Below are 25,781 nucleotides of genomic sequence, written 5' to 3' on the forward strand. Positions count from 1 at the left end.
AGTCATAGCAGTGGTTGCGGGTTCTTCACTTCACTCTATTTCGATCAAGGGTTGGCATGCAAACATTTACATTTCTCGCAAATACTGAGGAGCTATTTAAATCTCAATTTGATCAGCGAGAGTGGTGTGACAGCAAACAATATCTTATTCAACTTTTCTCTGCCCAATCTTCTGATGTGGCTCGTCGAATCGCGAGCGTTGCTCTCAATCGCCTAAGCAATGCCACCTTAATTGGCCAGAGTGCTCGTCATGTTATCTGTGACAATTGTCTTGAGAGTAGTTGTACCTTAATCATTATTAGTGAGTTTAATGAAACCCGTTTAACCTCCGCGGTTCAGCCTTTTACTGGCAACCCAAACCAAGACAGCCAAGAGCTCGCTTCTCAACTCGACCTCTCGAAAGATGCCAAAACGGTCATCAGCCTATGTGATCAGGTTGAAGGTCGTGATTACCCTATCTATAGCGCCTTTGAAAACCTACCCTATACATTGCCTGTTGCTGGTGGCTTGTGTCATGATAATGAATACGGGCGTTGGGTTATGCATAACGAACAGACCTACCAACACGCTTGCGTGGCGGTGGCTCTGACTAACCCAAGATTGAAGGTTTGGTCGGACGCGTACTCTGAGTGGAACCCGATTGGGATGAAGCTACGAGTCACACATGCAGTCGGAAATCGCTTATACGCGTTGAACGACAAGCCGGCTATTGACGTATTCAAACATTATCTTGCTGATGGTAAAGATCTCCCTTTCAGTCAGTTGATGAGCTTTCCGCTTTATCGAGAGCTTGGCAGAAAGAAGGGCATATCGACACCGCTGCGCATTAATGATGATGGCAGTATCGAGTTTGATAGTCCTTGGCATGTCGGCGAAGAGGCACAGTTTTGTTATAACCATCCTTCTTTGACCGCAGAAAAAGTGCGTCACGGCGCTGAGATGCTTGCCATGCATCAGCCGGAATCGGTGATCATCTATAACTGCGTCTCTCGACTTGAATTCATCGACAGTAAACTTGAGCTCAAGCCATTCGAGGGGATAGTAAACGCGTGCGGCGCATACTGCATGGGCGAGCTATACCGCAACGACGATCGCCAAGAAATACTGCATCACAGCCTCACCTATATTGCGATGAGAGAGTCGGACGAGATTAATGAGTTTCGTTGTGAATATTTCCAGCGTGACTCAACGGTATCGCCACTGCTTAATCTCGTCAGAAATGCGGTGGCTGATCTCGACAGTATGAACACGCAGATGGAGAAAAAACTTCATCAACAGGCGCGTCGTTTAACCGAAAGCTACCGTATTGATTCTCGCACCGGGCTACCCAACCGTATCGTCTTAAAAGAGCGCCTCAATACGATTCTCTTCAGTGAGCACTTACTGACGTTAAAGCTGACTAATTTCCATCAAGTTAACGAGAAGTATGGTTACCAAGTGGGTGACCAGTTGTTACTTGATTTATCTAATCATTTTGTCGAGCGATTACACCTTAGTGTGGCTAAGGAATCTCAGGTGAAAGTAGAGCTGTTCAGCATTGGTGTCGGCGAATGGGCGATCATTTTTAACGCCAATGTTGGCAGCGATAAGATAGAACAACGTTTCGTTGAGTTTGCTGACGATATTGAGCACATCAATTTTGAGCCGTATGGCTTGGCTGATATTGATTATCTGTCAGTTTCTCTGTGTGGCGGCTTCGCTAGTCGTTGCGATTTCCTAACTGATAGCGGTGATGAGATCTTATTGAAAGCGATCGAAGCTCGACGTTATGGGGTCAGGAATAACACTCACATCACCAATGCTAAAGACATTCAGGTGAGTGAAGAAGATCGTAAAGAGCAACTAGGTTGGCTGAGCTGTGTAAGTCGTACGATTTTAGATCAGAACATCATCACTTATTCCCAGCCAATTGTGGCATCCGGTACTCACGAAATGATTGGCCAAGAGTGCTTGGTCAGAATCATGGAGTCAGACGGTACCATTGTGCCACCAGGTAAGTTCTTACCTATCATTGCCGACACGCACCTTTACACTCGCCTCAGCCGACACATGATTAAGAACACCATAGGTTATATGGCGGATAAGCAAAGCCCATTTTCTATCAACCTATCCCCGCAAGATTTGTTGAGCGACAAGACGCTTGAGGTGCTCGAGACCGCCATCAGTGCTATGAACGATCCCACTCGACTTGGCCTAGAGGTTCTCGAGTCTGAGCAGATTAAAGATTATGGTCGCATGATTGAGGTGTGTGATCACTTCCGTGCTCTCGGGGCGAGAATCATTGTTGATGACTTTGGGTCTGGCTATTCCAATATTGATGAGATCATTAAGCTTGAGCCGCAGATTATCAAACTCGACGGTAGTCTGATTCGCAACATCGACAAAGACCAAAAGCAAAGAAATATTGCCTCTCAGTTGGTTCGCTTATGTCAGGTGTTTAATGCGCAAACCGTCGCTGAATTTGTCCATAACCAACAGGTTTGTGAGATAGCAGAGCAAATGGGTGTCGATTATCTGCAAGGTTATTACTTTGGTGAGCCTAAGCGACTGTTTTAGTTGTTAAAGCTTTCCGTATCCTATTGTGACTTGCTTTAAAAAGTGTTCTGCCGCTATTGGTGACTGTTTTAAGTGGAATCAATGATGTCTAACTAACGTCACAATATTTATAAGACGATCGTAAGTATTCCGTGCAAGCCTTATCTATAATAAGCACAATAACCAATCATTAACGTAACGATTAATGTGAATATGCAATCGACCTCTCTCCTGATACAAGATATAGAGCAAACCCAGCGTGAATTGCAAAAGATAGATTTTCATCAACATGAAGACCTACTGATTCAGGTGTTTTCTTCTTTCGAGAAAGGTTCGGTTTTGGCTGCCTGCCAAGTGATTCAAGCGACTTTTCCTAATGCTATGCTGATTGGCTGTAGTGCAAACCACTACATCAGCCAAGGCGTCATCCTGCATCAAGGTCTCTATCTTATTGTTACCCGCTTCGATGCGACCTCTTATACTTGTGGCGTTGTCGAATACAGCAAGCAACCACTATTAGATAGTCAATCGATGTGGCAGCAGCTTGAGTGCAATACCAATACTCAAAGTATCATCTGTTTCGCCGATCGTTTGCAGATAAACAACCGAGATTTATTTTCAGCGTTTGAACAATCGAGATATTCATTACCGATCTGCGGAGGTGCATCGACCATCACAGATAATGGGCGATGGGTAATGCTAGATGGCATTTGCTATGAGAATGCCTATGTGATGTTGGCGCTGCACAGCGTTGAGCTCGCAACCACCAAGGGTTATTACACCGAGTGGAATCCTATTGGCCGCACCTTCCGTGTCACTGGTGCTCAAGATAACCGGTTAGCTGAATTGGATGGTATGCCTGTTCGCGATCTTTATAATCGCTACCTTGCTGATGGCCTCGAAGTACCTTTCGAGCAACTGCATAATTTCCCCTTGATGGTCGGTGACCCGAAAGAGCAAAACATTCACTTGCCACTCAAGGTGAGAGAATGTGGAGAGATAGAATTTAGTGGTCATTTTCAGATTGGTGATGAGGTCAGGTTTTGTTACGACCATCCTTCACTGACCTTGGAGCAGATCCGACTCGGTGTTCAACAGATTGCCTCTCATAAACCGGAGCAGTTTTTTATCTACAACTGCACCTCTCGTATCGATTTTATTGATGGTAACCAAGAAGTAGAAGTCTTCCAGAAGCTCGCAGACACCTATGGTGTGTACTGCATGGGAGAACTCTATCAAGAGCGTGGCCAACAACGAATCCTGCATCATAGCCTCACGTATCTCGCGCTTAGAGAAGGTGAAGGCAAGGCTGTACAGCCATTAGAGACACAACCCGCGACCAATATATCACCTCTGTTTTCATTGATTCGAAATGCACTGCTTGATGTTGATGACATGAACAACAGCATGGCGAGTAAGATTCAGCAACAAGCGACCGCATTGACGGCGAGCTACCGAATTGATCGTCGCACTGGGCTACCCAATAGAAGTGTACTGCGTGAGAAGCTGTCACAAATGAGCTCTGACAGTCATTTGTTGGCTTTGAAGGTCACCACATTTGGTCAAATCAATGAGAAGTATGGTTATCGAGTCGGTGACAAACTTCTGCATGATCTGAGTGATTACTTTCAGAAAGCGCTGTGGCAGTTTTTTGATGAGGGTTGCCAGCTCTACAGTATTGGTATTGGTGAGTGGGCGGTGGTGTTTAATAGTTGGGCCAGCCAAGAACACATTCATCAGCGTTTCTCTGAATTTTCAGACCAAACCGAGCATGTCAATTTTGAGCCGATGGGGCTACCCGATATCGATTATCTTTCGGTTTCAATTTGTGCGGGTGTTGCGAGTCGTCGAGATTTTCCTGCGACCTCGATTGATGACTTGTTACTGAAAGCGATTGAAGCTCGACGCAGTGCGGTGAGCCAGAATAAACATCTGGTGAGTGCCAAGACGTTAATTCAACTGGAGAAGCATCGCCAAGAGCAACTCGGCTGGCTATCGTGTGTGAGCCGCGCAGTGCTCAATCAAAATATTGTTGCGTGCTCTCAACCTATTGTATCGGCGCATAGCCATCAGGTAGAAAGCTATGAGTGCTTAGTTCGAATTGAAGAGGATGGTCAGTTGATTGCGCCGGGTAAGTTCTTGCCAATCATTGAAGGAACTCATCTCTATACGCGTTTAAGTCGCCAGATGATAACGCGCACCTTTGATTTTATGAGTCAGAGAACCGATTCGTTCTCAATTAACTTGGCGCCACAAGATTTCAGCAATGAGAAAACCATTCTTCACCTTGAACAAGCCATCAAAAAAATCAGTCACCCACAGCGTATTGGTTTAGAAGTGTTGGAAACCGAGCAAATTCAGGATTACGGTCGCTTGATCGAGGTGTGTAATCACTTCCGAGATCTTGGTGTGAATATTATTGTCGATGACTTTGGTTCAGGCTATTCGAACATTGATGAGATCTTGAAACTGGAACCACAAGTGATAAAGCTTGATGGCAGTTTAATTCGCAATATCGATAAGGATAAAAAGCAACGCAAAATAGCCCAACAGCTGGTGAGCTTATGTCAGATTCTGAATGCTAAGACGGTGGCGGAGTTCGTACATAATGAACAGGTGTGTCGTATCGCAGAAGACATGGGCGTCGATTACCTGCAAGGGTATTACTTTGGTCAACCTCAGCGTTTGTTTTGATGGAGCGAGAGTTTCACGTGAAACACTGGTTGGTTCAATAACGAAAGTACAATGTAAAAAGGGTGAGCTTATGGCTCACCCTTTTTGTTTTTAGTATCTGTCCCGTCCTGAAATGTGCTTATTGCCTTCTCGCGCTCCTGCTTGATCTATTTGAGAGCGTGGCCACATTTGTCGGCGTGGAATACTTTTAGATACTGTTGGTAGTAGTCATCAATGAGCTTGGCAGGTTCGCTTTCACCTAAAGATTTGAGTAACTCAATACCCACTTCGCAAGTACACAGATGACCACTGTCTTGATTGCGGCGCAAGGTGTAAGAGGATTCGCTGGTGATGTCGAGGTGAACTTGTGGGACAGCTTGTAACCACGAGCTCTTGTTAAGCATCTTCTTCGCTTCTTGCCATGTGCCATCCAAGATGACGAATAGCGGTTTTCGACTCATGGCTTGGGTCATTACTGCTTGCTGACACTCGATGCTTTTATCACTCGGGAACAAAAGAAACGGTTGTCGTGTTTCATCTTCAAGCAGCGCCACTAGCTCAGCTGGTGGTGTTTTCCTTTGCCATATCAAGGACTGACACTGCTCAAGGGATTGCTCAAGCAACTTTCCGGTGTTGGTGTCTCGCGACAGTTCATTCTCATGAGTCAGTAGTACAAGTTCGGTTTGGCTTTCAACCGTCGGTATAAGATGACAAACGCACTGGTGAGTGAAGCCACAACCATGGCAAGCTTGTTGATTACTCATCTTTACAGCTTAACTCCACTTTGTGCAGGTGATACACCATCAGCAAACAAAACCACGTCGCTGATATCAACATCATCTGCAACTGGAGCGACACTTGGGTTGAGTGGGTAGCTCACACCAGAGTATGACAGTGTGTGTTTTGCAGGTGTTGCACCGCCGCCACTGACATTGAAGATCAGATCCTGCCAGCCGTGGTTTTGCGATTTACCTAAGCGTATGTCTCCCTTAACCAGTGTCACTCGGCTATTGAAGCGCCAGTTATCTTGATGGTTTTCGAAAATTAGCAGTGTACAGCCACCAGAACCACACCAATCGAGCTGGGCAAACAGTTCTTCCTTACCATCGCCATTTAAGTCGTAGGTTAACCAGCGGTACTTAGTATTGTCTGGTGAGGTGTTATTGATCTTAAAGTATTCGCGGATCGCTTGGTCGACTTTTTGATCAAGTTGATCACTGGAGTTCACCTGCTTTGCGGTTAGATCAACGTTAGCGGTGGTGTTGACTTGCGCTTGTGCACTCTTAGCTTCGAATAGCACCAGACCGCCATTGGCAATCGGGTAGACAACGTTGCCCACTTTCTCTTTTTCAGCGACCAGCTTGCCGTTATCGAGCGTGAAGATGCGCTCGGAGATTAAATACTGTTGCTGGTGGCGAGTCATAACCACTTGTACCTGGTTTTGGTTCAGTTGCTGCCAGAAGCCTTGTTCAACAATAGAAGGGTCTCCATTGCTGTACGAGTATGTCGTAATGGCGCTGTGGTCATCGTTGAGCTCAAGGTTGATAGAGAATCCAGTGTTCTGCGTTGAGCTAGCGAAGTAGAGTCCGCTCCAGTCCAATGTTGGATCTTGGTTAGAGACCGTTGCACAGCCATTATAGTTACTGTCATTGAGGTTAAGCTTGGCGTGCCATCCATAGATAGAATCGCTCATGCCGTCGCTGCAACTCTCTTTTGTAAGGTTGAGTTTGCCTTGCGCTGCTTTACCTTCTAATTGGTAATCACGACTGCTTGGTGTGGTGCGGCTTGATTCAATATCGAGGATCTGTGGCTGTTCGCCCATCTTAGTGTATTTGAGCTGGTCCTTATCGAAGCTTGCTGACCAGAAAGGTTCATTGCCGAATACACGTGTTGAGCGCAGGGGTTGGTCACAACGATCAGGGTTTTCCGCGGTGAGGATATTCACTTGATCAACCACGAAACGTGCCGTGAAATCTGCGTTATACCCTGTTTGGCTCGGTACGGTTAGATGACCAATCAGCTCGCCGTATAAGGCTTGGTAAGGTCTCGTTGAGAGCCCTTGCGCTTCTAATGCGAGTTCTGGTGTTAAATCTAACCAGTATTGTTGTTGGCTACCGCAAGGGGTGAAGGTTCGGCTTTCATGGCCAACCACTACCTGACCACGCATGATGAAGGTTTGCGGTTGAATGCTTAGTGGCTCATCCAAGGTTGCTGGAGGCAGTTCAGGTTGTTGCGGCGTATCAGGTGCCGTAACACAGCCTTGTAGAGCGAATGCGACTAGCCATGTCACTGGGTTTTTCATTACCTTCATGTTATATCTTCCTCGGAGCAACCGTTAATTGGATTTATTATGGCATATTGGTTATTTAAAACAGAACCCGACACCTTCTCTATTCAGACTCTGAGAGTACAAAAAACCTCTTGTTGGGAGGGTGTACGCAACTATCAGGCTCGAAACATGATGCGCGATGACGTTAAGCTTGGAGACCTGGTGATGATATACCATTCATCATGTAAGAAAGTTGGCGTAGCGGGGATCGCTAAAGTAACCAGAGAAGCCTACCCAGACCATTTTCAATTCGATCCAGAAAGTGATTACTACGATGCCAAGTCTTCGCCAGACAACCCGCGCTGGATAATGGTGGATGTCGAGTTTGTGCGAGTGACTGAGCGCTTAATTCCTTTGGCAACGCTTAAAGCGATGTCTGAGCTAGCAGAAATGCCGTTGGTTAAACGGGGCAATCGCTTATCCATCATGCCGGTTACAGAGCAAGAGTGGCAGGCGATCTTAAGCAAAGAAGTGCTAGGTTCTCGTTAGCGTTAGAGAGAGCTTTTTACGTAAGGTTCAAAAAAGGCAGCCATTGGCTGCCTTTTTATTTATTCAGATCTCTTCGACGAGACGAGGTTAGAGCAGGTGCTTTTCTAGGTAGTGAGCAACGGCGTCGTCTGCGCTGCTACCAATCACTTCATTGTCTGGTAAAGCTTTAAATACTTTCTCATGCGATGTACCCATCACTAAGCCTTTGCCTGCCATAGCCAGCATCTCGGCATCGTTCATTCCGTCACCAAAGGCAACACAGTTATCCAGTGTCAGGTTCAGTGATTTCGCAACAGCGTCTAGGGCGTGGCCTTTAGAGACTTCAGCGGCCATCACTTCCAGACACCAAGGTGTAGAGAAGGCGATGTTCAGTTTGTCGCCAAAAGCATCTCTTAGCTTTTGTTCAAACGTGACGAGATATTCGTGGTCCTGTTCTGGGTGAGTGAAAAAGACTTTCGCAATACCTTCGCTTGGTGCATTTTCTGCTTCAAAGCGCTTGTAGCTAAAGCCAGACTCACTGTGGAATTTTGCCAGCATTTCGTCTTCACGGTCCAGTAGCCAATCTTCATTCTGGTACATGTGAATAAAGAGATTTGGATCTTGGCGAACAATATCGATAACAGGTTGAACGAGTTCCTGAGGCACGTTCTGGCTATACATCAGTTGATCGTTCTGGTCATGCACGCGTGCACCGTTTGAAGTGATCATGTACGCCGGAATACCTGCGATCTGACGAATACCCGCCACATCGACGTGGTGGCGACCCGTAGCGAAGATAAAGGTATAACCTTGGTCGTGTAATTTCTTAAGTGTTAGCTTGGTAAAGTCGCTTAGCTGATGGTTGGGAGCCAAAAGCGTACCATCTAAATCAGAAGCAACAATTTTCACGGAATCTTTTAGTGCAGGAATACTCATTTAACCCTCATTGCAAAAATGCTTAACCAATATCGACGCTAGCCAACGCTAGAATCGTTTTAACTACAATATCTCTAGGTAGAAATTGTATGCCAATTTCATGCAAGAAAAGAGGGCAAAGCTCACTTACTTCTCTTCCTCTTTAGCGCTTACGTTCTTGGTCGGTTACTCAGCTTATTCGCTTATTAGTTTATTCGCTCTAGGCAAAAAACTGATTGATAGCATTCAGTGTTTGATTGCGATATTCGTCTTTTTCAAACAGCACCTCATGCTTAGACCCTTCAATGGCCTTAAACTGGCAGGCTGAGTTGGTTTTCTTCAGTTTATTGATGAACTTCACTTGAGCGCTGTTGCTGACAATCTTCTCCTCACCAGCTTGAATCAATAGCAGTGGGATCTTGATTTGACGAGTTTGTTGTATCGCCTGCTTGGCTGCCATTAACCCTTGCCATACCCAGCGAGTGCTTGGTCCGCCAACCTGCAAAGAAGGGGATCCGTCATACAAGCAACGGAACCAGTGATAGCGTACCTTGCTGTGGCTGAGTAAGTTATTTTCGAAGGGCTTAGAGTAGTACGCTTGCTGCCCCGGGGCATAAGTCGGCTTAGCATAGAAAGCGGTGAGTACTTGTCCAACGACCATCGCGATGGGCTTGAAGTACCATTCAGTCTTAATCCCAAACATCGGAGCGCACAGAGTAACTTTGTCAAACGGGTGATCGGGATGAGTTTGTAGATAGCGAGTGGCTATGGTGCTGCCCATTGAGTGTGCCAGTAGGTAGCGATTGGCGTATCGGCTTAGGTCAAAACTGGCAATGACGTCAGACATGTCTGAGGCGTAATCATCAAACTCATGAATGTGACCAATGTCAGAGTCTGTTACCATACGTTCCGACTGGCCTTGACCTTGGTGGTCAAATGAATAAACGTCATAGCCTTGCTGATAAAAATCATAAAAGAGTTCTTGGTATTTTAAGCAACACTCAATGCGGCCATTTGAAATAACAATGGCTTTGGTGTGCGTTGGTGAGGTTAGGCTACACCAGTACAGCTTCTTTTTACCTGATGATGTGACATACCCATCTTTACGTTGTTGCCAAAGGGCAGGGATCGGGTGTTTAATCGCTTGCTCGAACTCAGGTTCTTGCGTGTACGAAAATGGGGCGGCACTGTGGTTTTCCATGGGAAATTACCTGAACTGATGCATGTGAGAGCTTTATCGCTACTAATGTTGTTAGATTAAAGAACTAGTAAGGAAATGCAAATGGATACTCATGTTTGGCTTGCTTATGTCGTCACGGCGATATTGTTTAGTTTGGCTCCGGGCTCAGGTACCGTTAACTCAATCAGCAATGGGTTAAGTTATGGCACCAAAAAGTCACTTGCGTCGATCGCCGGCTTACAGCTCGGTCTTGCATTCCACATCATGCTGGTGGGTGCAGGTATTGGTGCTCTGGTGGCTCAATCTGCGTTGGCGTTCACCATCATCAAATGGGTAGGCGTGGTTTACCTTGTTTGGTTGGGTATTCAAAAATGGCGTGATAATTCTAGCTTGGTGGCTTCAGAAGAAAGCTCAACGCTATCGAGTGGTAAGCTGCTTAGAAATGCCGTGCTTATCAATCTAACTAACCCAAAATCTATCGTGTTTTTGGTGGCTTTGTTTCCTCAATTCATCGATCCTACACAACCGCAAGCACCGCAGTTATTAGTGCTAGGAGTTACAACAGTATTCATTGATAGTGTTGTTATGTTGGGCTACACCTCATTAGCTTCACAAATGGGACGTTTTATTCGTTCTGATCGTATAATGAGTAAGATAAATAAAATATTTGGTGGTATGTTCATGGGTTGCGGTGCCTTGCTTGCTGCCGCTAAAGCTTAGTAAAGCAATACAGTTATAGATAAATCAATAGAGTTATAGATAAATGACCGCTACCTACGTTGCTCGACAACCTATCTTAAACCGTAACAAGAACACGCTTGGTTATGAGCTGTTGTTTCGCGACGGAGAAAGGAATGCCTACCCAGCGCATATTGAGTCTAATCGAGCAACGTATCGTCTGATTGTTGAGAACTTCTTATCGGTTGGGCATAACCCTTCGATTCCATCTTCGCGCTGTTTTATTAATTTCCCTCATCAAAGCTTGATTCGTCGACTTCCTTTAGGCTTGCCGAAAGACAAGGTGGTGGTCGAGATTCTTGAAACCTGCCAACCGACGGATGAGCTGTTAGAAGCGGTCAAAGAGCTCTATCAAGCGGGGTACATGATTGCCCTAGATGACTTTACCTCTACGCCAGAATGGGAACGATTCCTTAAATACACGCATATTGTTAAGCTCGATATCATGCAAATGGGCTTGGATGAGGCGTGTGATTTGGTAAGAGCTCATCAAGGGAAGAAGTTTAGCTTTCTGGCTGAAAGAGTCGAAACTGAGCAAGAGTTTAAGCAAGCGAAAGAGGCGGGTTTTAAGTTCTTCCAAGGGTACTTCTTCAGCAAACCTGAAATCATCAAGACCAAGTACATTAGCCCTGAGCAAGTGATTGCTATGGAGTTGTTCCAAGAAGTGTGTAAGCCGGAAGTCAACTTCCAACGTGTCGAAAGCATCGTCGCGAAAGATGTTGCCTTGTCGTATAAGTTACTGCGTTTTGTGAATACCATGTCACCTCGTCTTGAGGTCACCATCTCTTCGTTCCGCCAGGCTTTGGTTTATCTGGGGCAAGAGAAGCTGAAAATGTTTGTCTCGTTGGCGGTGGCGTCTTATGTCTCTGATAAGAAGCCAAAAGAGCTATATGGCTTATCGCTTCAGCGAGCTCAGTTCTGCCAACGTATGTCTCGTTATCAGGCATTTGAAGGGCATGCCGAGCAAGCCTTTATGATTGGTTTGTTCTCGTTGCTTGATGCGCTGCTCGACTTGTCGTTAGAGAGTTTAGTTGAGCAACTGCCCTTGTGTAAAAGTATCAAGGTGGCTCTGCTACGTAGAGAAGGGCCATATGGAACCTTGCTGGCCCTTGAAGAGAGCTTTGAGCATGCCGATTGGCAGCAGATGGATGAGCACTGTGCTCATTTAGGATTGAGTGTGGAACAGGTTAAAACTGAGCTCACCGAAGCTCGACGCTGGAGTCATAATGTAACCAATCAGCTCTGATTTATCTTCGTTAAACTTTTATGACAATTATAACGCACGCCTTGACGTGCGTTTTTTTATATCTAATATATATGCATATCCATATATGAGTATGTATTTATGCTTCCTCACCAATTTTTTAAATTACTGTCCGATGAAACGCGAGTGCGTTGCTTAATGTTGATCGTTCGCAATGAGTGCTTATCGGTTGGTGAGTTGACTCAGGCATTGCAAGAAAGTCAGCCAAAGGTTTCACGCCATCTTGCGCAGTTGCGTTCAAACGGCATTTTGACTGATGTTCGCCAAGGGCAGTGGGTGTTTTACCGCCTGTCACAAGATTTACCAGGTTGGATGCTAAAGTTAATTGACGACCTTATCGCATCGAACTGTTTGAAAACTGAATACCAGCAAGATATTGAGCGCTTAGAGTCGATGAACTCACGCCCAGTATGTTGCGTTTAAATACATTAAAACTTAATGCCGAAATAGTTGGAGTTGCAGCTAGGCGACAAGTGAACTTATCCCTGTGAGCATAGTGGCTCTATGTGATTAGGGAGGCCGGCGATCCGGTAAGTGAACGTAGTCAACAACGCTGCGGCTTCAAATATGAAGGCAATTAACTGAGAGAACAGAAAATGACAGTCAAAGTAGGTATTAATGGTTTTGGTCGTATCGGCCGTCTAGCACTTCGCGCAGCATTCGATTGGGATGAGCTAGAATTTGTTCAAATTAACGATGTGGCTGGCGACACAGCAACATTGGCTCACCTTCTTGAGTTCGATTCGGTTCAAGGTCGTTGGAATCACGAAGTGGCTGTTGAAGGCGACGAGATGATCATCAATGGTCAACGCATCAAAACCACAAAAGAGCGCGACATTGATGCGATCGATTGGTCTGGTTGTGATGTGGTTATCGAAGCGACAGGTGTTCACCGTAAGACCTCTTTCCTAAACAAATACCTAGAGCAAGGTGTGAAGCGCGTTGTGGTATCAGCTCCTGTGAAAGAAGAAGGCATCGCAAACATCGTTGTCGGTGTGAACGACAATATCTTCGATCCTGCGGTACATAAAATCGTAACGGCAGCGTCTTGTACAACGAACTGTCTCGCTCCAGTGGTTAAGGTGATCAACGAGAAGCTTGGTATCGAGAACGCAGCTTTCACCACTATTCATGATCTAACTAACACGCAAACGATTCTTGATGCGCCCCATAAGGACTTACGCCGTGCACGAGCATGTGGTATGAGCCTTATCCCAACAACAACGGGCAGCGCTAAGGCGATTGTTGAGATCTTCCCAGAGCTTGAAAACCGTATCAACGGCCACGCGGTTCGTGTACCACTAGCGAATGCTTCTCTGACAGACATCATCTTCGAAGTGAAGCAAGACACCACAGCAGAAGAAGTCAATGCGATGCTGAAAGAAGCGTCTGAGAATGAACTGAAAGGCATTCTTGGCTTTGAAGAGCGTCCACTGGTTTCTATCGATTACAAAGGCGACCAACGCTCAACAATCGTGGATGCACTATCAACGATGTTGGTCGGTAAGCGCATGGTTAAGATCTACGCTTGGTACGACAACGAGATGGGCTACGCGACACGTACCGCTGAGTTAGTTCGTACCGTTGGTTTAGCTTAAGCCTGCGTACTTAAGAAATAGTAGAATTTGGAGAATACATAATGACACATCCAACATGGCAACTAGACCTAGAGCAAGGTGCGTTAGTGCTTACTCCGTGCCCAGGCACAAAAGAAGCAACGCTTGATGCATCACTGGCTCAGCTAAAAGAGCAAGGCGTTGAAGCTATCGTGACAGCACTTGATGACCATGAGCTTGCAAGCAAAGACGTGGCGACACTTGGCGAGAAAGCGCAAGCACTAGGCATGCAATGGTTCCAGATAGAGATTGAAGACGACTGCGCGCCAGGCGCTGATTTTGCTGTGAAATGGCAAGCGGCTAGCCCTGAGCTACATAACATCGTTGATAACGGCGGCAAGGTTGCGATGCATTGCATGGGCGGTTCTGGCCGCACGGGCTTACTAGCTGCACACCTATTGCTAGAAAAGAACTGGGACATGAGCAAGATTGTTCAAGAGGTGCAGGCACTGCGTCCGGGCGCATTTACTAAGCCCATTCAGGTTGAGTATATCAACGGCGTAGCTTCTGCGTAGCTCTTCATACTTGAACCTGCAGCGTTGTTAACTGCGCAAGTTCACCCTAATCACATAGAACACCTATGCTCATAGGGCTGAACTTGCTTGTTGCCTAGCTGCAACTCCAATTATTTTGAGTATAAAGTTAAGTGGAAAGTAAGAATTAGAGCTTTTGGACACCTATGATCTAAAAGCTCTTTTTGTTTAGATTGCAGAGATAGCGTTATGTTTTCAAATCTAAGTAAGAGCGTTCGCCAATATATGTTGGTGACTTTCAACTACTGGAACTTCACCATTACTGATGGTGCACTTCGTATGCTGGTGGTTCTGTATTTTTACGACCTTGGCTACAGTTCACTAGAAATCGCCTCACTGTTCCTTTTCTATGAATTCTTTGGTGTGGTGACCAACCTCATCGGTGGCTGGTTAGGGGCACGTCTTGGACTCAATAAGACCATGAACATCGGCTTAGGGATGCAAGTCGTCGCCTTGGGTATGCTCGCGGTACCATCAGCCATGTTGACCATTCCTTGGGTAATGGCGGCGCAGGCTTTGTCTGGTATTGCTAAAGACCTCAATAAGATGAGTGCCAAGAGCTCGATTAAGACTCTGGTACCTGATGAACAGCAGAGTGCGCTTTATAAGTGGATTGCGATTCTGACCGGATCTAAGAATGCGCTTAAAGGCGCAGGGTTCTTTATTGGTGGTTTGCTGCTTTCAACAATTGGTTTCCAATATGCAGTGCTTGCGATGGCTGCTGTACTGACATTAGTGTTCATCGGCAGCTTGGTGAGCTTAGAAGCGGACATGGGCAAAGCGAAAACCAAACCTAAATTCAAACAGATCTTCTCTAAGTCTGAATCCATCAACATCCTATCTGCTGCGCGTATGTTCCTGTTTGGTGCTCGTGATGTGTGGTTTGTGATTGCTTTGCCGATTTACCTAGGCAGCGTGTTTGGATGGGATCACTCATGGGTGGGTGGCTTCTTAGCGGTTTGGACCATCGCATATGGCTTTGTGCAGGGCATTGCACCTAAGATTACTGGTAAAGCACAAGGCAAGGTGCCTGATGGACATGCAGCGCTATTATGGGCGTTGGCGTTGGCTATCGTGACTGCAGGTATTGCCTATGCGGTGCAAATTGGCTGGCAACCCGAGTTCGTTATTATCGGTGGCTTGATGGTGTTTGGTGCCATCTTTGCGGTGAATTCATCGCTGCACTCATACCTTATTGTGAGTTATGCGAAAGGCGATGGCGTTTCTCTTGATGTCGGTTTCTATTACATGGCAAATGCAATGGGCCGTTTGATTGGCACTATCTTGTCAGGGTTGGTATTCCAAATGGCCGGTTTGTCTGCGTGTCTGTGGGTATCTTTTGCGTTCTTAGCGATAACGACGGTGATCTCTCTGCGTTTACCTAAAGTGCCGCAAATCTCAGCGGCATAAGCTTCAGCCGCATGAGCTAAATTCGCGATAAGCCTCTCCTTTAACACTAAGCTGACTTGGTATTTATTCCGGTCAGCTTTTTTATTGCTATAGTAGAATGATTGAATATTAATCAGGCATTTACATGAAGCAGCGAATTCTCTTTTTTGATTTAGCACGATGTGTCGCGGCCATAGCAGTTATCGCGATTCATGTTTTGGCGCCTTATCGGAATGAATTAGGCACTATTCCTTTCGGTGAGTGGCTGACCGCCATTACGGTGAACGGTTTCAGTCGTTGGGCGGTGCCGGTGTTCATCTTGATTACTGGTGCTCTGATGCTGAGTGATCAGCGCCCGTTTGACGCCAAGTACTACCTCAAACGTCGTCTGGGTAAGGTGTTGATCCCTTTCATTGTCTGGTCGCTGTTCTATACCTACCTATCGGGTTGGTCGGTAATGGGCTTCGATGCTGACGTCAGTTGGGATGTGCTACTCAATAGCTATCATCACTATACCTACTATCACCTTGGCTTCTTTTATTACTTTATCCCGCTCTACTTTGTGATTCCTTTTTTACAGATCATGGTCAGAAAGTACGGTGATAGATCTGTCTATGCCTTTACGGCGGTATGGTTGTTTACTACGTTATTGTTCTTATTGAAAATCGATGGCCCTTGGAGTCATGAGTTGTGGTTGTACACCGGGTACTTACCGTTGGGTTACCTGCTGTATAAGATTGTTCCACTTAATAAGATGACTGTCGGCGTGAGTGTATTACTTGGTGGGTTAGCGTTAATGACCACGGTTTACATGGTGGTTGATGCAAGCTTGGTAGCAGAAGAGTACACAGTAGGGCGTTGGTTATCTTACAAGACGTTGAATACCGTATTAGCGGCGAGCATGGTGTTCATGGTGTGCCGTTACTATGGTGAAGGTTTGTCTGAGAAGAGCAATCAAGTGGTTGGTTTTATCAGTAAACACAGCTTAGGTATTTATCTGCTGCACCCGATTTTCTTATGGCCAATGAAAGAATTCGGTTGGTACCAAGGACATCCTGCTTGGGTTATTCCATTATGGTTCGTGATCAGCGGGGCTGGCGCGTTATGGATGAGCTGGTTGGTCTCTAAGTCAGAGAGAACGCGTTGGTTATTGCCTTAGCAGTAGGGGCTAAGGCTTTTGGATGGGTTGCTTAGAAGAGACAGTTGAGGCGGCTAGGGTTAGCGCTTCAACGCAAAGTGTAAGAACTTATCGCCTTGGTAGGTTAAGGTTCCTTTGTCGCCAGGGTTAAGGGCGTGGAAGTAGTGGATGCCGACTTGGAATTCTCGTTTTGGACCAACGACACCACGTTGAACGTAAATCCAGTATTCTTGATCTTCTTGGCCAGGTTCTGCGTCAGGAAGGTCGATGGATTGTTTGTCTAACACCGTGACATTCACTTTCTTTTCTGGCGCATTTTCACCTTGCGAGTGTTTTCGATAGAAACCAATAAATACCCAAGCCGCTAGACCAGCAAGTGCAAAGATGGCAAAAAAGAGTGAATTAGGCATATATCCTCCATGTAGTCGTGATGGTTATTCTAGTCTTTCAAGCAATAGGGATATGTGTTTAAAGCTGTTATTCGTGAACTGTTGTAAGCCAAGCTGATTATTTTTCGGCAGACATCACATTTAGTGGCTTGTTTGGGATAAAGCATTGTTATTTATTGTCTCTTTCTCACGTAAATATCAGTAAATTTGTATAAAAATAAGGGAATGCTCGACTAGAATTATAGTGTGGAGTGGGAGGGCCAAGATGACCGATATTGAAAAAGTGGTGACAAGAACTCGCAATATAGAGAAGTTATTGAGGCTTCAATATCATGCCGAAGGCGAAGGATTGCATGAGCTTGTAACAAGCTGTGAAGAAAGGCTACCGCACGATATGGTGAGCAAGCTGCGTTATATCGCAACGTGTCGTAATAAGGTAGTCAATGAACATGAGGCTAAGTTGGAAGACCAACATAAGTTCATCATGATGTGTAACGACTGTGAGAAGGAGCTGACTCCACGTAGTGGTCGTTTTATCTGGCGAGTTGCGATCTTACTGATGATGGCAATGACTTTAGCAGCCGCGGGTTTCTATTATGCGAACTGGGATGTGCTAACACTGCATCTGTTTTCGAAGTGAAAAAATTGAACAAAAAAAGGGACGCTCATGGCGTCCCTTTTTTTATTTGTAACTTGCTTAGTACATCATCGGTAGTGTCATTAGACCTACAACTACCGCGATCATTACAAGTCCTTGTCTTTGCGAAGATGAAATCATAACACTACTCCTAAATTTGGTTGTCTCTCGCTATGTTTTAAAGAATAGCACTACTTATAGGTTTAGATCAAGAATTACTTTCGAAAGCTTTAAAAGTAGTAGAAAACTATTGGTTTTTTGCTTGTTTGGATGAGTTTAACTGTGTCTTTTGGTGTGTTCCTATTTTATACGTTGTGCTTCATGTTTATCCATTTTTGATTTAAGTTGTTGTTTTATAATGGTCATTTTGTGTAATTTATATTGTTAAAGGTTGTTAAACTGTATTAATAGGGGTTGGTGGTTTCTGGCTTTGATTTTGTTCTGTTTTAAATTTTTCGGATTGGTTTTTGTAGAAATTTTCACAGAGGACTTGAAAAAACCTGACAAAGTTGGGTTTTAAGAAAGCAAGCCACTTACTTTATAAGTCTAGAGTGATGTGGTGTTTTCATTTCCCTGTTAACTCTGGATTTGTTTGTTTAACTTATTGTTATAATTGATCTTAAGTGCAGTGTTTTTAAATTTTTAAGTGTGGCATTTGATGATATATGGGGGTTTTATAAGGAGTCTGTAGGTTAGAAGTGACTAAAATTCAAGTCTGGACGCTCTAATGCCAATTTAAATAAGTTTGTCGATGAATCGCTCTAGTTTTAAAAGAATAGCCATAGTCATCATAGTAATTGTTACGACTTCAATCTAAAGAGGCTCTTTTTAGTGGAAGCGTAATCAAGATCCAATTTTGAGGGGCTGAGGCTTTACATCAACACTCGTGTGCCTAGACTGGCGACGATTTAAAGCAATGGGGCAAATGGTATGTGGAGTTGGTTGGCGGTTTCCTTATCTGGTATCGGAGCAATAGCAGGAACGAAACATGGACATATCGGTCAGGCCTTGTCGTATAAGGTATTTACCTTTGTATTATTGGCGACCATTGCTTTAACTCAATCTGTCGTTGCTGACTTTACCTATTGGATAGTCGCTGGGTTGGCGATCTCTGCAATCGCAGATGTCCTTCATACGGTTACTCAAAAACGTCCTCTGCATTTTGTGTGCTTCTTATTGGCTCAGCTCTGTTACAGCAAAGCATTTTGGTTACAGCTATCAGGAGAAATGGTCTGGTGGTTGTTCGCGCTCCTATTAGCGGCTTGTGTCGTTGCTTTCTTCTTACTTCTGCCTCGTTTAGACAAACTCGTCTTTCCTGTGGTTATCATGGGTATCGTGCTTATTCAGCTTGCATGGGCTTCTGGTGAGCTCTGGTTGCTTGATCCTCAATTGTCACATGCGGTTGGTTTTGCTGGCTGTAGCGTGTTACTACTTTCGGCTCTGGCGTATGCGCTAAATTTCTATCGTAGCCCAATCAAAGGTGCCTACTTTTGGGTGACGGGCAGTTACTTTCTCGCGCACGCTCTCATTGTTGCTTCCCTTACCATTTAGGGTAGAGCTAGCTTAATTCTGAGCTACATCAAGGCAGCTAAGATGAAAGTAGGTACTCTACGTCTACTTCATTAAACATGAGATAGATTTATGACTACCGAAATTCATGCACACAACGTTTTAAACCTACTGAGTGAAAAGCCACTGACTCGTGAAGAGTTGACGCAAGAACTTGCTCAAACTTATGGCGCAGAAGCGCGTTTTCATACGTGTAAGCTGAACGGTCTGGATTTAGATGGATTGCTGAAGTTTTTCCTGAAGATGGAAAAGGTCGTGGTTATTGATGACAAGCTTTGCACTAATCGCGAACGTGTGTGTAACCACTAATTCCCGGTGACTTGGTTTTTAGAGCCTTTTGGCTTTTACAGATAAGAAGAGTGGATGTGACGTTTCGGCTTCACTCTTTAAATTATCTTTTTACTTTTCTCCTTTCTAGCTTTCTAGCTTTCTAGCTTTCTATTTGCTCTCGAAAAATTCCCTTCTAATTACATAAGTTAATCCTTTTATTACTGCGTTCGAAAATCAATGTTGAGGCTGCTATACTCCGCGCACTTACGCTTTTCGAGACAAACTTATGGAAATTTTATCTGCAGCGACCATGCTGTTTCTTATTATGGATCCGCTTGGCAATCTACCAATCGTGCTCTCTATCCTTAAGCATATTGATCCGAAGCGTCGCCGTATTGTTCTTGTTCGTGAACTGATGTTTGCGCTGATTATCCTGCTGTTGTTCTTGTTTGCCGGTCAAAGCATCATGAACTTCCTGCACGTGCAGCCTGAAACCTTGAGCATTTCTGGCGGTATTATTCTGTTCATCATCGCGATTAAGATGATTTTCCCAAGTGCGGGCAGTATTACCGGCCTAGCGGCGGGTGAAGAACCGTTTATCGTGCCGATGGCGATCCCTATGATTGCAGGACCGTCGGTGATTGCTGCATTGATTCTGTTGTCGACACAGCACCCTGACAACATGTTAGAGCTTTCAGGCGCAGTGATGCTGGCTTGGGGCGCGACCTTCTTTATTCTGATGTTTAATGGTTTCTTCCTGCGAGTACTGGGTGAGCGAGGCCTTAAAGCCATCGAACGCTTGATGGGCTTGTTGTTGGTTATGTTGTCGACGCAAATGTTCCTAGATGGTGTAAAAGGCTACATGGGCTAACATCAGTATCATTGCTGAATAAAAAAAACGCCGCTCAAATGAGCGGCGTTCTTGTATTTAATGTTTCTGTCATGATGTTTTCTGTAGCTAAGCGTTTTATATCTGAGCTTAAGCTTGATTACATCATGTGTTTGCGTCGGATATCGAGTAGGGCAAACACACCGAAAATCAATATTGACCACTTCTCCCAACGTGACATTTCGATCTTATCGCCGAATGCACCGATAAAAATCAGCATCTGCAGGCCGTGCATGAAGAACAAGAACGCTGTCATGATATAAAGCGCAATCGCAGCATTACCCGGGAATGGGTAGAAAATATTTACGATTAAGATAAACCAAACAAAGGCGATGGCTACTTTTGCTAGTGGAAGTAAGAACTTCATTTAATAACTCCTATTCTTCAGTGGTTCGATTAAACAGTCGGTAGCTAGACTGGCCAGTGGTCTTATCGCGATGCAATTCCCAGTTCTCTGGCATAGCCTCAAGCTGCAACTCTTTTTCTGTCTCGACGTAAATGATGGCGTTGTCTGCCAACCAGCCATTGCTTTCAAGCAGTTGTATAGTTTCTGCAAGTAAGCCTTTACGAAATGGTGGATCAAGGAAAACCATATCGTAAGGAGTACCTGGCTTCTTAAGGAAAGAGATAGCATCAGTATTCACGACATTGATGTTGTCTGCCTTAAGCTCTTTCGCGTTATCAGAAAGCTGTTTGGCCGCCTTTTGATTCATTTCGAGCAGTGTCACCATTTTTGCTTGGCGAGAAGCTGCTTCAAAACCTAGACCGCCAGAACCGGCAAATACATCCAAGCAAGTTGAATGTGGGATATCTTGAGCCACCCAGTTAAAGAGTGTCTCTTTTACTCGGTCAATGGTTGGGCGTAATCCTTCTAAATCATGAACAGGCAGCTTTCTACCTCTCCATGAGCCACTAATAATTCGAACAAAGCCTCCGGATGGCTTTTTTTGTGATGTGTTTTGCTGGCGACGTCTTACCATAGATTTTTTGACCGCTAATAAAGTGATACTATACCGAGCCCAATTTAAGTGGGTTCGAGTATTAAATAAATTTGCAATGACAAAGTGTATCAAGCTAAAAGCAAACTTATCACTGCTTTGTCATTTTTCTTTACTATTCGTTTGTACAAGCTTGTATTGTATAACAATAGCAAAGAGTCGACGTGTATTAAGTCAATACAGCTAATTAGTAGATCTAGGAAACTCCTCTGATGACGGAAAAAAAGAAGCGCGGATTATTATCGTGGCTTGGTTTTGGTGACGAAGAACAAAGCCCAAAAACTCAGAATGAAGCGAACGTAGAAAACGTTGAAGATCAAACTGAAGTTGAATCACAAGTCGAGGCTGAACAGGTCGCGCCTGAAGCTGAACAAGCTAAGCCAACTGAATCTAAGCAAGCGCTTGAAGAAACTCGAGAAGAGCAGCAACCTGTCCTAGCAGAAGCAGAAGCAGAAGCAGAAGCAGAAGCAGAAGCAGAACAGGAAGAAGTTGCTGTTCCTCAAGCTCAGGTTGAAGAAGTTCAAGATAAGCCGACAGAAAGCTTCTTTGCGCGCCTTAAGCGTAGTCTTAGCCGCACTAAAGCAAACATCGGTGCTGGCTTCTTTGGCTTGTTCAAGGGTAAACAAATCGATGAAGATCTGTTTGAAGAACTAGAAGAGCAACTTCTGATTGCAGACGTGGGTATGAATACCACGGTTAAGATCATTGAAAATCTGACAGAAAAAGCATCTCGCAATGACCTAAAAGACGGTGAAGCTCTATATGGTCTGCTCAAAGAAGAGATGGCGGATATCTTAAGCCAAGTGGAACAGCCACTGGTTGTTGATACGACTAAAACACCTTACGTTATTTTAATGGTTGGTGTGAACGGTGTCGGTAAGACAACTACGATCGGTAAGCTGGCTAAACAATTCCAAAGTGAAGGCAAGAAAGTGATGTTGGCGGCGGGTGATACCTTCCGTGCGGCAGCGGTTGAACAACTTCAGGTTTGGGGTCAACGTAATAACGTTCCTGTGATCGCTCAGCACACAGGTGCCGATAGCGCGTCTGTTATCTACGATGCCATTGAAGCGGCGAAAGCGCGTGGTGTTGATGTTGTGATTGCTGATACTGCAGGTCGTTTGCAGAACAAGAGCAACTTGATGGAAGAGCTGCGTAAGATTGTTCGTGTAATGAAGAAGATTGATGACTCTGCACCGCACGAAATCATGTTAACGCTAGATGCAGGTACCGGTCAGAATGCTATCAGCCAAGCGAAGCTGTTCAGTGACGTGGCACCAGTAACGGGTATTACGCTCACTAAGCTAGATGGTACGGCGAAAGGCGGCGTGATTTTCTCAATTGCTGATCAGTTCCAGATTCCAATCCGCTACATTGGTGTGGGTGAAGGCATTGATGACCTGCGTCCATTTGAGTCTAAAGACTTTATTGAAGCACTATTTAGCCGCGAAGAGTAACGCGAGTAGCAAAGTGGTTTATCCTTAACCTGCTACCGTTTTAAATTTGATATGAGTGATCGTAAGAGGAATTTTCGGTGATCAAATTTCAGCAAGTGAGCAAAGCCTACCGAGGCGGACGACAAGCGCTCCAAAAAGTGGACTTTCACCTTAAACGTGGAGAGATGGCTTTTTTGGGTGGGCACTCTGGAGCTGGTAAAAGTACCTTGCTGAAGTTGATCTGCGCCATCGAGCGTCCAACTGACGGACGTGTTTGGTTTAACGATCACGATATCACTCGTATTCCAGCTAAAGACATTCCCTTCTTACGTCGTAACATCGGGATTGTCTTTCAAGACCATCGCCTACTGATGGATCGCTCTATCTTTGATAACGTCGCACTGCCTATGCGTATTGAATCTATTTCTGAAAATGAAATAAAACGCCGAGCCAGTGCTGCGTTGGATAAAACCGGCTTACTAGACAAAGCCCGTTGTTTGCCAAGCCAGCTTTCTGGTGGTGAGCAGCAACGCGTGGGTATCGCTCGCGCTGTGGTTAACCGTCCAACTCTGCTTTTAGCGGATGAGCCGACCGGTAACCTCGACCCTGAATTATCTAACCGTGTATTACGTTTGTTTGAAGAGTTCAACCGCGCGGGTGTTACGATCATCCTAGCGACGCACGATATCGGGTTAGTGAACACTCGCCCTCAGTACCGTCATCTTGAATTAAACCAAGGCTTTTTGAGTGAGGTTGAAGACTATGGCCGCGAATAAGCGCATCAAGAAACCTCAATCCAATCGAGCAGCAAACCGGGCTTCAAGCGACGGCTTCTTTGTTGTTCATTGGAAACAAGCTAAGTCATCGTTCTCGCAAATGTGGCAACGTCCGTTGGGCAACTTGTTGACCCTTGCGGTGATCTCAATGGCTTTGGCGATGCCAGCTTGTTTATACCTACTGGGCAAGAACGTTGGTGAAGTGGCTCAAGATGTCACCAGCCCGTCACAAATAAGTGCTTATGTAGAGGATGGTATTCCTGAGCCGAGAGTAATGGTGCTTAAGGATGAAATTGAAAGTTGGGATCAAGTCGAGCTGGTGGAATATATTTCACCGCAACAAGGGCTTGCGGATCTAAGCCAATATTCTGGTTTTGAAGATGCCCTGACTATCCTAGATGATTATTCATTGCCAGGTGTGTTGGTGATTACGCCAAGCGTGCACAGTGATGTCTTAATCAAAGAATTAGCAAGCAACGTTAAAAAGCAAGAGCTAGTGACCGATGTTCGTTTAGACGAAGATTGGTTAGCTCGATTGGATGCGATCAAAGCATTAGCAGCGGTCATCGTTATTACCCTAACGGTATTGATGTTGGGCGCGGTATTTTTGATTATTGGCAATACATTACGCTTTAATGTGCTGGCGCATAAAGACGAGATTCAAACCATGAAGCTGATTGGTGCTACCGACAGCTATATTCTTCGACCATACCTTTATGCTGGGATGTGGTTTGGCGTTTTAGGTTCGATTAGTGCTTGGGTAATGACGGCATTGATTACCGTATTGCTCAACAGTGCAGTGGATGATTTGGCTCAGCTTTATGATAGCCATTTCCGCTTAATTGGCCTGAGTTGGGATGAGTCTTTATTACTTTTGATCGTCGGAACCCTGCTTGGTAGTGTGGCTGCGAAGCTTTCTGCACAGCGTCACCTAAAAGAAATTGAACCAGTTTAGGTGAATAGAGTCATATTTATACGAAAAATAGGCAGTTCTTAACCAGTTTTTGCCTTGTATAGACGAATTGATTATGCATAATTACTTCCCCCTCCTTGAAACCTGTTCATTTTAGGTTCAAGATTGTCGGGTTTTAATAGATGTATTACTCCAGATCAGAGATTGATGAGGAACCGAATGGCAAACCAAGCGTATCAAATGGCTTTAGTCACACAAGATAGTTTAGATAGCTATATCCGCTCAGCGAACAGCTACCCTATGCTGACTCCTGAAGAGGAACGTGGACTTGCAGAGCGATTACATTACAAAGGTGAGATCGACGCTGCGAAAGGCTTGATCCTTTCCCACCTAAGATTCGTGGTGCACGTTGCAAGAGGCTACTCTGGCTACGGGCTACCAATGGCTGATCTCGTCCAAGAAGGTAACATCGGCTTGATGAAGGCTGTTAAGCGCTTCAATCCAGAAGTTGGTGTTCGTCTAGTCTCTTTTGCTGTTCACTGGATCAAAGCTGAGATTCATGAGTACGTTTTGCGTAACTGGCGTATCGTTAAGATCGCAACAACGAAAGCACAACGTAAATTGTTCTTTAACCTTCGTAAGTCTAAAAAGCGTTTAGGTTGGTTCAATAACGGCGAAGTTGAGACGGTTGCACGTGAGTTGGGTGTTGAGCCTTCAGAAGTTCGTGAGATGGAATCACGCTTAGCGGCACAAGACGCTACGTTTGAAGCCCCGATGGATGACGATGACGGTGGTTCTGCTTACACGGCTCCAGTTTACTACCTAGAAGACAAAGCATCAGACGTTGCTGAAACGGTTGAAGCGGCGAACTGGGAATCACACACCAACAATCGCCTAGGACTCGCATTGAAGAGCTTAGACGAACGCAGCCAGCACATTGTGCGCTCACGTTGGTTAGATGATAATAAGTCGACACTGCAAGACTTAGCGGATACCTACAGCATTTCTGCAGAGCGTGTTCGCCAGTTAGAAAAGAATGCGATGAAGAAATTGAAACAAGCCGTTGGCGATTTCTAATAGCATCTAGCTTCTATCTAATAGTAGAGCTAACAAATAGCTGAATTTTT

General features: G+C 45.1%; 25 protein-coding genes. 18 read left to right on the forward strand and 7 right to left on the reverse strand.

Annotation, left to right across the window (positions count from 1 at the left end; genetic code table 11):
- Positions 1-56 precede the first annotated feature (56 nt).
- Both AACR09_RS18780 and AACR09_RS18785 read left to right on the forward strand, forming a co-directional pair.
- Positions 57-2,555: a bifunctional diguanylate cyclase/phosphodiesterase gene (locus AACR09_RS18780; protein ID WP_193834459.1), complete on the forward strand. Its 2,499-nt coding sequence runs from the start codon at positions 57-59 to the stop codon at positions 2,553-2,555.
- 192 nt (positions 2,556-2,747) lie between these two features.
- On the forward strand, positions 2,748-5,228 hold the full coding sequence (locus tag AACR09_RS18785) for a bifunctional diguanylate cyclase/phosphodiesterase (protein WP_193834481.1): 2,481 nt from the start codon (positions 2,748-2,750) through the stop codon (positions 5,226-5,228).
- Between the two features lie 146 nt (positions 5,229-5,374).
- On the opposite strand, the gene AACR09_RS18790 is transcribed toward AACR09_RS18785, so the two are convergent.
- Both AACR09_RS18790 and AACR09_RS18795 read right to left on the reverse strand, forming a co-directional pair.
- Entirely contained in the window at positions 5,375-5,971 is a 597-nt protein-coding gene (locus AACR09_RS18790; RefSeq protein ID WP_193834461.1) for a tRNA-uridine aminocarboxypropyltransferase, read from the reverse strand.
- Positions 5,972-5,973: 2 nt separating this feature from the next.
- On the reverse strand, positions 5,974-7,518 hold the full coding sequence (locus AACR09_RS18795; protein WP_193834463.1) for a COG3650 family protein: 1,545 nt from the start codon (positions 7,516-7,518) through the stop codon (positions 5,974-5,976).
- Between the two features lie 39 nt (positions 7,519-7,557).
- Here AACR09_RS18795 and AACR09_RS18800 point away from each other — a divergent pair, with 39 nt between their 5' ends.
- Positions 7,558-8,025 carry an EVE domain-containing protein gene (locus AACR09_RS18800; protein ID WP_102489172.1) on the forward strand — a complete coding sequence of 156 codons (468 nt, stop codon included), beginning with the start codon at positions 7,558-7,560 and terminating at the stop codon, positions 8,023-8,025.
- A gap of 87 nt (positions 8,026-8,112) precedes the next feature.
- Here the strand turns inward: AACR09_RS18800 and AACR09_RS18805 are convergent, their stop codons facing one another.
- On the reverse strand, positions 8,113-8,940 hold the full coding sequence (locus AACR09_RS18805) for a Cof-type HAD-IIB family hydrolase (protein ID WP_004736606.1): 828 nt from the start codon (positions 8,938-8,940) through the stop codon (positions 8,113-8,115).
- Between the two features lie 199 nt (positions 8,941-9,139).
- Positions 9,140-10,120 carry an alpha/beta fold hydrolase gene (locus AACR09_RS18810; protein WP_054548350.1) on the reverse strand — a complete coding sequence of 327 codons (981 nt, stop codon included), beginning with the start codon at positions 10,118-10,120 and terminating at the stop codon, positions 9,140-9,142.
- An 81-nt stretch (positions 10,121-10,201) separates the two neighbouring features.
- Between AACR09_RS18810 and rhtB the strand changes: the two genes are divergently transcribed.
- The 7 genes from rhtB (at position 10,202) to AACR09_RS18845 (ending at position 16,798) form a co-directional block, all read left to right on the forward strand.
- Positions 10,202-10,819: a homoserine/homoserine lactone efflux protein gene (rhtB, locus tag AACR09_RS18815; RefSeq protein ID WP_004736604.1), complete on the forward strand. Its 618-nt coding sequence runs from the start codon at positions 10,202-10,204 to the stop codon at positions 10,817-10,819.
- A 43-nt stretch (positions 10,820-10,862) separates the two neighbouring features.
- A complete protein-coding gene (locus AACR09_RS18820; protein ID WP_193834465.1) occupies positions 10,863-12,083 on the forward strand; it encodes an EAL and HDOD domain-containing protein in 1,221 nt (406 codons plus the stop codon).
- A gap of 99 nt (positions 12,084-12,182) precedes the next feature.
- Positions 12,183-12,524 (forward strand): metalloregulator ArsR/SmtB family transcription factor, encoded by a 342-nt coding sequence (locus tag AACR09_RS18825; RefSeq protein ID WP_004736602.1) that lies wholly within the window; start codon positions 12,183-12,185, stop codon positions 12,522-12,524.
- 173 nt (positions 12,525-12,697) lie between these two features.
- Positions 12,698-13,699, forward strand: coding sequence for an ArsJ-associated glyceraldehyde-3-phosphate dehydrogenase (locus AACR09_RS18830; RefSeq protein WP_004736601.1), 1,002 nt, complete (start codon positions 12,698-12,700; stop codon positions 13,697-13,699).
- Between the two features lie 41 nt (positions 13,700-13,740).
- On the forward strand, positions 13,741-14,232 hold the full coding sequence (locus tag AACR09_RS18835) for a cyclin-dependent kinase inhibitor 3 family protein (protein ID WP_193834467.1): 492 nt from the start codon (positions 13,741-13,743) through the stop codon (positions 14,230-14,232).
- Positions 14,233-14,439: 207 nt separating this feature from the next.
- On the forward strand, positions 14,440-15,660 hold the full coding sequence (arsJ, locus tag AACR09_RS18840) for an organoarsenical effux MFS transporter ArsJ (protein ID WP_193834469.1): 1,221 nt from the start codon (positions 14,440-14,442) through the stop codon (positions 15,658-15,660).
- 124 nt (positions 15,661-15,784) lie between these two features.
- Positions 15,785-16,798 (forward strand): acyltransferase, encoded by a 1,014-nt coding sequence (locus tag AACR09_RS18845; protein WP_193834471.1) that lies wholly within the window; start codon positions 15,785-15,787, stop codon positions 16,796-16,798.
- Positions 16,799-16,857: 59 nt separating this feature from the next.
- Here AACR09_RS18845 and AACR09_RS18850 read toward each other — a convergent pair whose 3' ends face one another.
- A complete protein-coding gene (locus AACR09_RS18850) occupies positions 16,858-17,187 on the reverse strand; it encodes a DUF2500 domain-containing protein (RefSeq protein WP_004736596.1) in 330 nt (109 codons plus the stop codon).
- Between the two features lie 244 nt (positions 17,188-17,431).
- On the opposite strand from AACR09_RS18850, the gene AACR09_RS18855 reads away from it, so the two are divergent.
- The 4 genes from AACR09_RS18855 (at position 17,432) to AACR09_RS18870 (ending at position 20,513) form a co-directional block, all read left to right on the forward strand.
- Positions 17,432-17,806, forward strand: a complete 375-nt coding sequence (locus AACR09_RS18855) for a hypothetical protein (protein WP_004736595.1) — start codon at positions 17,432-17,434, stop codon at positions 17,804-17,806.
- Positions 17,807-18,733: 927 nt separating this feature from the next.
- The gene (locus AACR09_RS18860; RefSeq protein ID WP_004736594.1) at positions 18,734-19,354 is read left to right on the forward strand and encodes a lysoplasmalogenase; all 621 of its coding nucleotides are present in this window, start codon (positions 18,734-18,736) and stop codon (positions 19,352-19,354) included.
- Positions 19,355-19,444: 90 nt separating this feature from the next.
- Positions 19,445-19,681 carry a YecH family metal-binding protein gene (locus tag AACR09_RS18865; RefSeq protein WP_017061034.1) on the forward strand — a complete coding sequence of 79 codons (237 nt, stop codon included), beginning with the start codon at positions 19,445-19,447 and terminating at the stop codon, positions 19,679-19,681.
- Positions 19,682-19,928: 247 nt separating this feature from the next.
- The gene (locus AACR09_RS18870) at positions 19,929-20,513 is read left to right on the forward strand and encodes a YhgN family NAAT transporter (protein WP_009848232.1); all 585 of its coding nucleotides are present in this window, start codon (positions 19,929-19,931) and stop codon (positions 20,511-20,513) included.
- 118 nt (positions 20,514-20,631) lie between these two features.
- Here AACR09_RS18870 and AACR09_RS18875 read toward each other — a convergent pair whose 3' ends face one another.
- Together AACR09_RS18875 and rsmD are read right to left on the reverse strand one after the other, a co-directional pair.
- Positions 20,632-20,898, reverse strand: a complete 267-nt coding sequence (locus AACR09_RS18875; protein WP_004736590.1) for a DUF1145 domain-containing protein — start codon at positions 20,896-20,898, stop codon at positions 20,632-20,634.
- A gap of 10 nt (positions 20,899-20,908) precedes the next feature.
- Positions 20,909-21,511 (reverse strand): 16S rRNA (guanine(966)-N(2))-methyltransferase RsmD, encoded by a 603-nt coding sequence (gene rsmD, locus AACR09_RS18880; protein ID WP_193834472.1) that lies wholly within the window; start codon positions 21,509-21,511, stop codon positions 20,909-20,911.
- Positions 21,512-21,741: 230 nt separating this feature from the next.
- Between rsmD and ftsY the strand changes: the two genes are divergently transcribed.
- The 4 genes from ftsY to rpoH all read left to right on the forward strand — a co-directional run bounded on the left by ftsY (position 21,742) and on the right by rpoH (position 25,731).
- Positions 21,742-22,986 (forward strand): signal recognition particle-docking protein FtsY, encoded by a 1,245-nt coding sequence (gene ftsY, locus AACR09_RS18885; RefSeq protein ID WP_193834473.1) that lies wholly within the window; start codon positions 21,742-21,744, stop codon positions 22,984-22,986.
- Positions 22,987-23,063: 77 nt separating this feature from the next.
- Positions 23,064-23,741, forward strand: a complete 678-nt coding sequence (gene ftsE / locus AACR09_RS18890; protein ID WP_193834474.1) for a cell division ATP-binding protein FtsE — start codon at positions 23,064-23,066, stop codon at positions 23,739-23,741.
- Positions 23,728-24,696: a permease-like cell division protein FtsX gene (ftsX, locus tag AACR09_RS18895; protein WP_004736584.1), complete on the forward strand. Its 969-nt coding sequence runs from the start codon at positions 23,728-23,730 to the stop codon at positions 24,694-24,696. The genes ftsE and ftsX overlap by 14 nt, the downstream gene beginning before the upstream one ends.
- A gap of 177 nt (positions 24,697-24,873) precedes the next feature.
- Positions 24,874-25,731, forward strand: coding sequence for an RNA polymerase sigma factor RpoH (gene rpoH, locus AACR09_RS18900; protein WP_026012297.1), 858 nt, complete (start codon positions 24,874-24,876; stop codon positions 25,729-25,731).
- Positions 25,732-25,781 lie beyond the last annotated feature (50 nt).

The sequence above is a fragment of the Vibrio sp. OPT20 genome, from assembly GCF_963889365.1.
GTDB classification, from domain to species: Bacteria; Pseudomonadota; Gammaproteobacteria; order Enterobacterales; family Vibrionaceae; genus Vibrio; species Vibrio splendidus.

Excerpts from the sequence above, each read along its gene's own strand:
- AACR09_RS18860 (WP_004736594.1), top strand. The coding sequence starts at position 18,734 with ATGTGGAGTTGGTTGGCGGTTTCCTTATCTGGTATCGGAGCAATAGCA.
- AACR09_RS18835 (WP_193834467.1), top strand. The coding sequence starts at position 13,741 with ATGACACATCCAACATGGCAACTAGACCTAGAGCAAGGTGCGTTAGTG.
- AACR09_RS18790 (WP_193834461.1), bottom strand. The coding sequence starts at position 5,971 with ATGAGTAATCAACAAGCTTGCCATGGTTGTGGCTTCACTCACCAGTGC.
- AACR09_RS18805 (WP_004736606.1), bottom strand. The coding sequence starts at position 8,940 with ATGAGTATTCCTGCACTAAAAGATTCCGTGAAAATTGTTGCTTCTGAT.
- AACR09_RS18795 (WP_193834463.1), bottom strand. The coding sequence starts at position 7,518 with ATGAAGGTAATGAAAAACCCAGTGACATGGCTAGTCGCATTCGCTCTA.
- AACR09_RS18820 (WP_193834465.1), top strand. The coding sequence starts at position 10,863 with ATGACCGCTACCTACGTTGCTCGACAACCTATCTTAAACCGTAACAAG.
- AACR09_RS18810 (WP_054548350.1), bottom strand. The coding sequence starts at position 10,120 with ATGGAAAACCACAGTGCCGCCCCATTTTCGTACACGCAAGAACCTGAG.
- rsmD (WP_193834472.1), bottom strand. The coding sequence starts at position 21,511 with ATGGTAAGACGTCGCCAGCAAAACACATCACAAAAAAAGCCATCCGGA.
- AACR09_RS18855 (WP_004736595.1), top strand. The coding sequence starts at position 17,432 with ATGACCGATATTGAAAAAGTGGTGACAAGAACTCGCAATATAGAGAAG.
- AACR09_RS18800 (WP_102489172.1), top strand. The coding sequence starts at position 7,558 with ATGGCATATTGGTTATTTAAAACAGAACCCGACACCTTCTCTATTCAG.
- AACR09_RS18825 (WP_004736602.1), top strand. The coding sequence starts at position 12,183 with ATGCTTCCTCACCAATTTTTTAAATTACTGTCCGATGAAACGCGAGTG.
- AACR09_RS18780 (WP_193834459.1), top strand. The coding sequence starts at position 57 with ATGCAAACATTTACATTTCTCGCAAATACTGAGGAGCTATTTAAATCT.
- AACR09_RS18830 (WP_004736601.1), top strand. The coding sequence starts at position 12,698 with ATGACAGTCAAAGTAGGTATTAATGGTTTTGGTCGTATCGGCCGTCTA.
- AACR09_RS18875 (WP_004736590.1), bottom strand. The coding sequence starts at position 20,898 with ATGAAGTTCTTACTTCCACTAGCAAAAGTAGCCATCGCCTTTGTTTGG.
- rhtB (WP_004736604.1), top strand. The coding sequence starts at position 10,202 with ATGGATACTCATGTTTGGCTTGCTTATGTCGTCACGGCGATATTGTTT.
- AACR09_RS18845 (WP_193834471.1), top strand. The coding sequence starts at position 15,785 with ATGAAGCAGCGAATTCTCTTTTTTGATTTAGCACGATGTGTCGCGGCC.
- AACR09_RS18865 (WP_017061034.1), top strand. The coding sequence starts at position 19,445 with ATGACTACCGAAATTCATGCACACAACGTTTTAAACCTACTGAGTGAA.
- rpoH (WP_026012297.1), top strand. The coding sequence starts at position 24,874 with ATGGCAAACCAAGCGTATCAAATGGCTTTAGTCACACAAGATAGTTTA.
- ftsX (WP_004736584.1), top strand. The coding sequence starts at position 23,728 with ATGGCCGCGAATAAGCGCATCAAGAAACCTCAATCCAATCGAGCAGCA.
- AACR09_RS18850 (WP_004736596.1), bottom strand. The coding sequence starts at position 17,187 with ATGCCTAATTCACTCTTTTTTGCCATCTTTGCACTTGCTGGTCTAGCG.
- arsJ (WP_193834469.1), top strand. The coding sequence starts at position 14,440 with ATGTTTTCAAATCTAAGTAAGAGCGTTCGCCAATATATGTTGGTGACT.
- AACR09_RS18870 (WP_009848232.1), top strand. The coding sequence starts at position 19,929 with ATGGAAATTTTATCTGCAGCGACCATGCTGTTTCTTATTATGGATCCG.
- ftsY (WP_193834473.1), top strand. The coding sequence starts at position 21,742 with ATGACGGAAAAAAAGAAGCGCGGATTATTATCGTGGCTTGGTTTTGGT.
- AACR09_RS18785 (WP_193834481.1), top strand. The coding sequence starts at position 2,748 with ATGCAATCGACCTCTCTCCTGATACAAGATATAGAGCAAACCCAGCGT.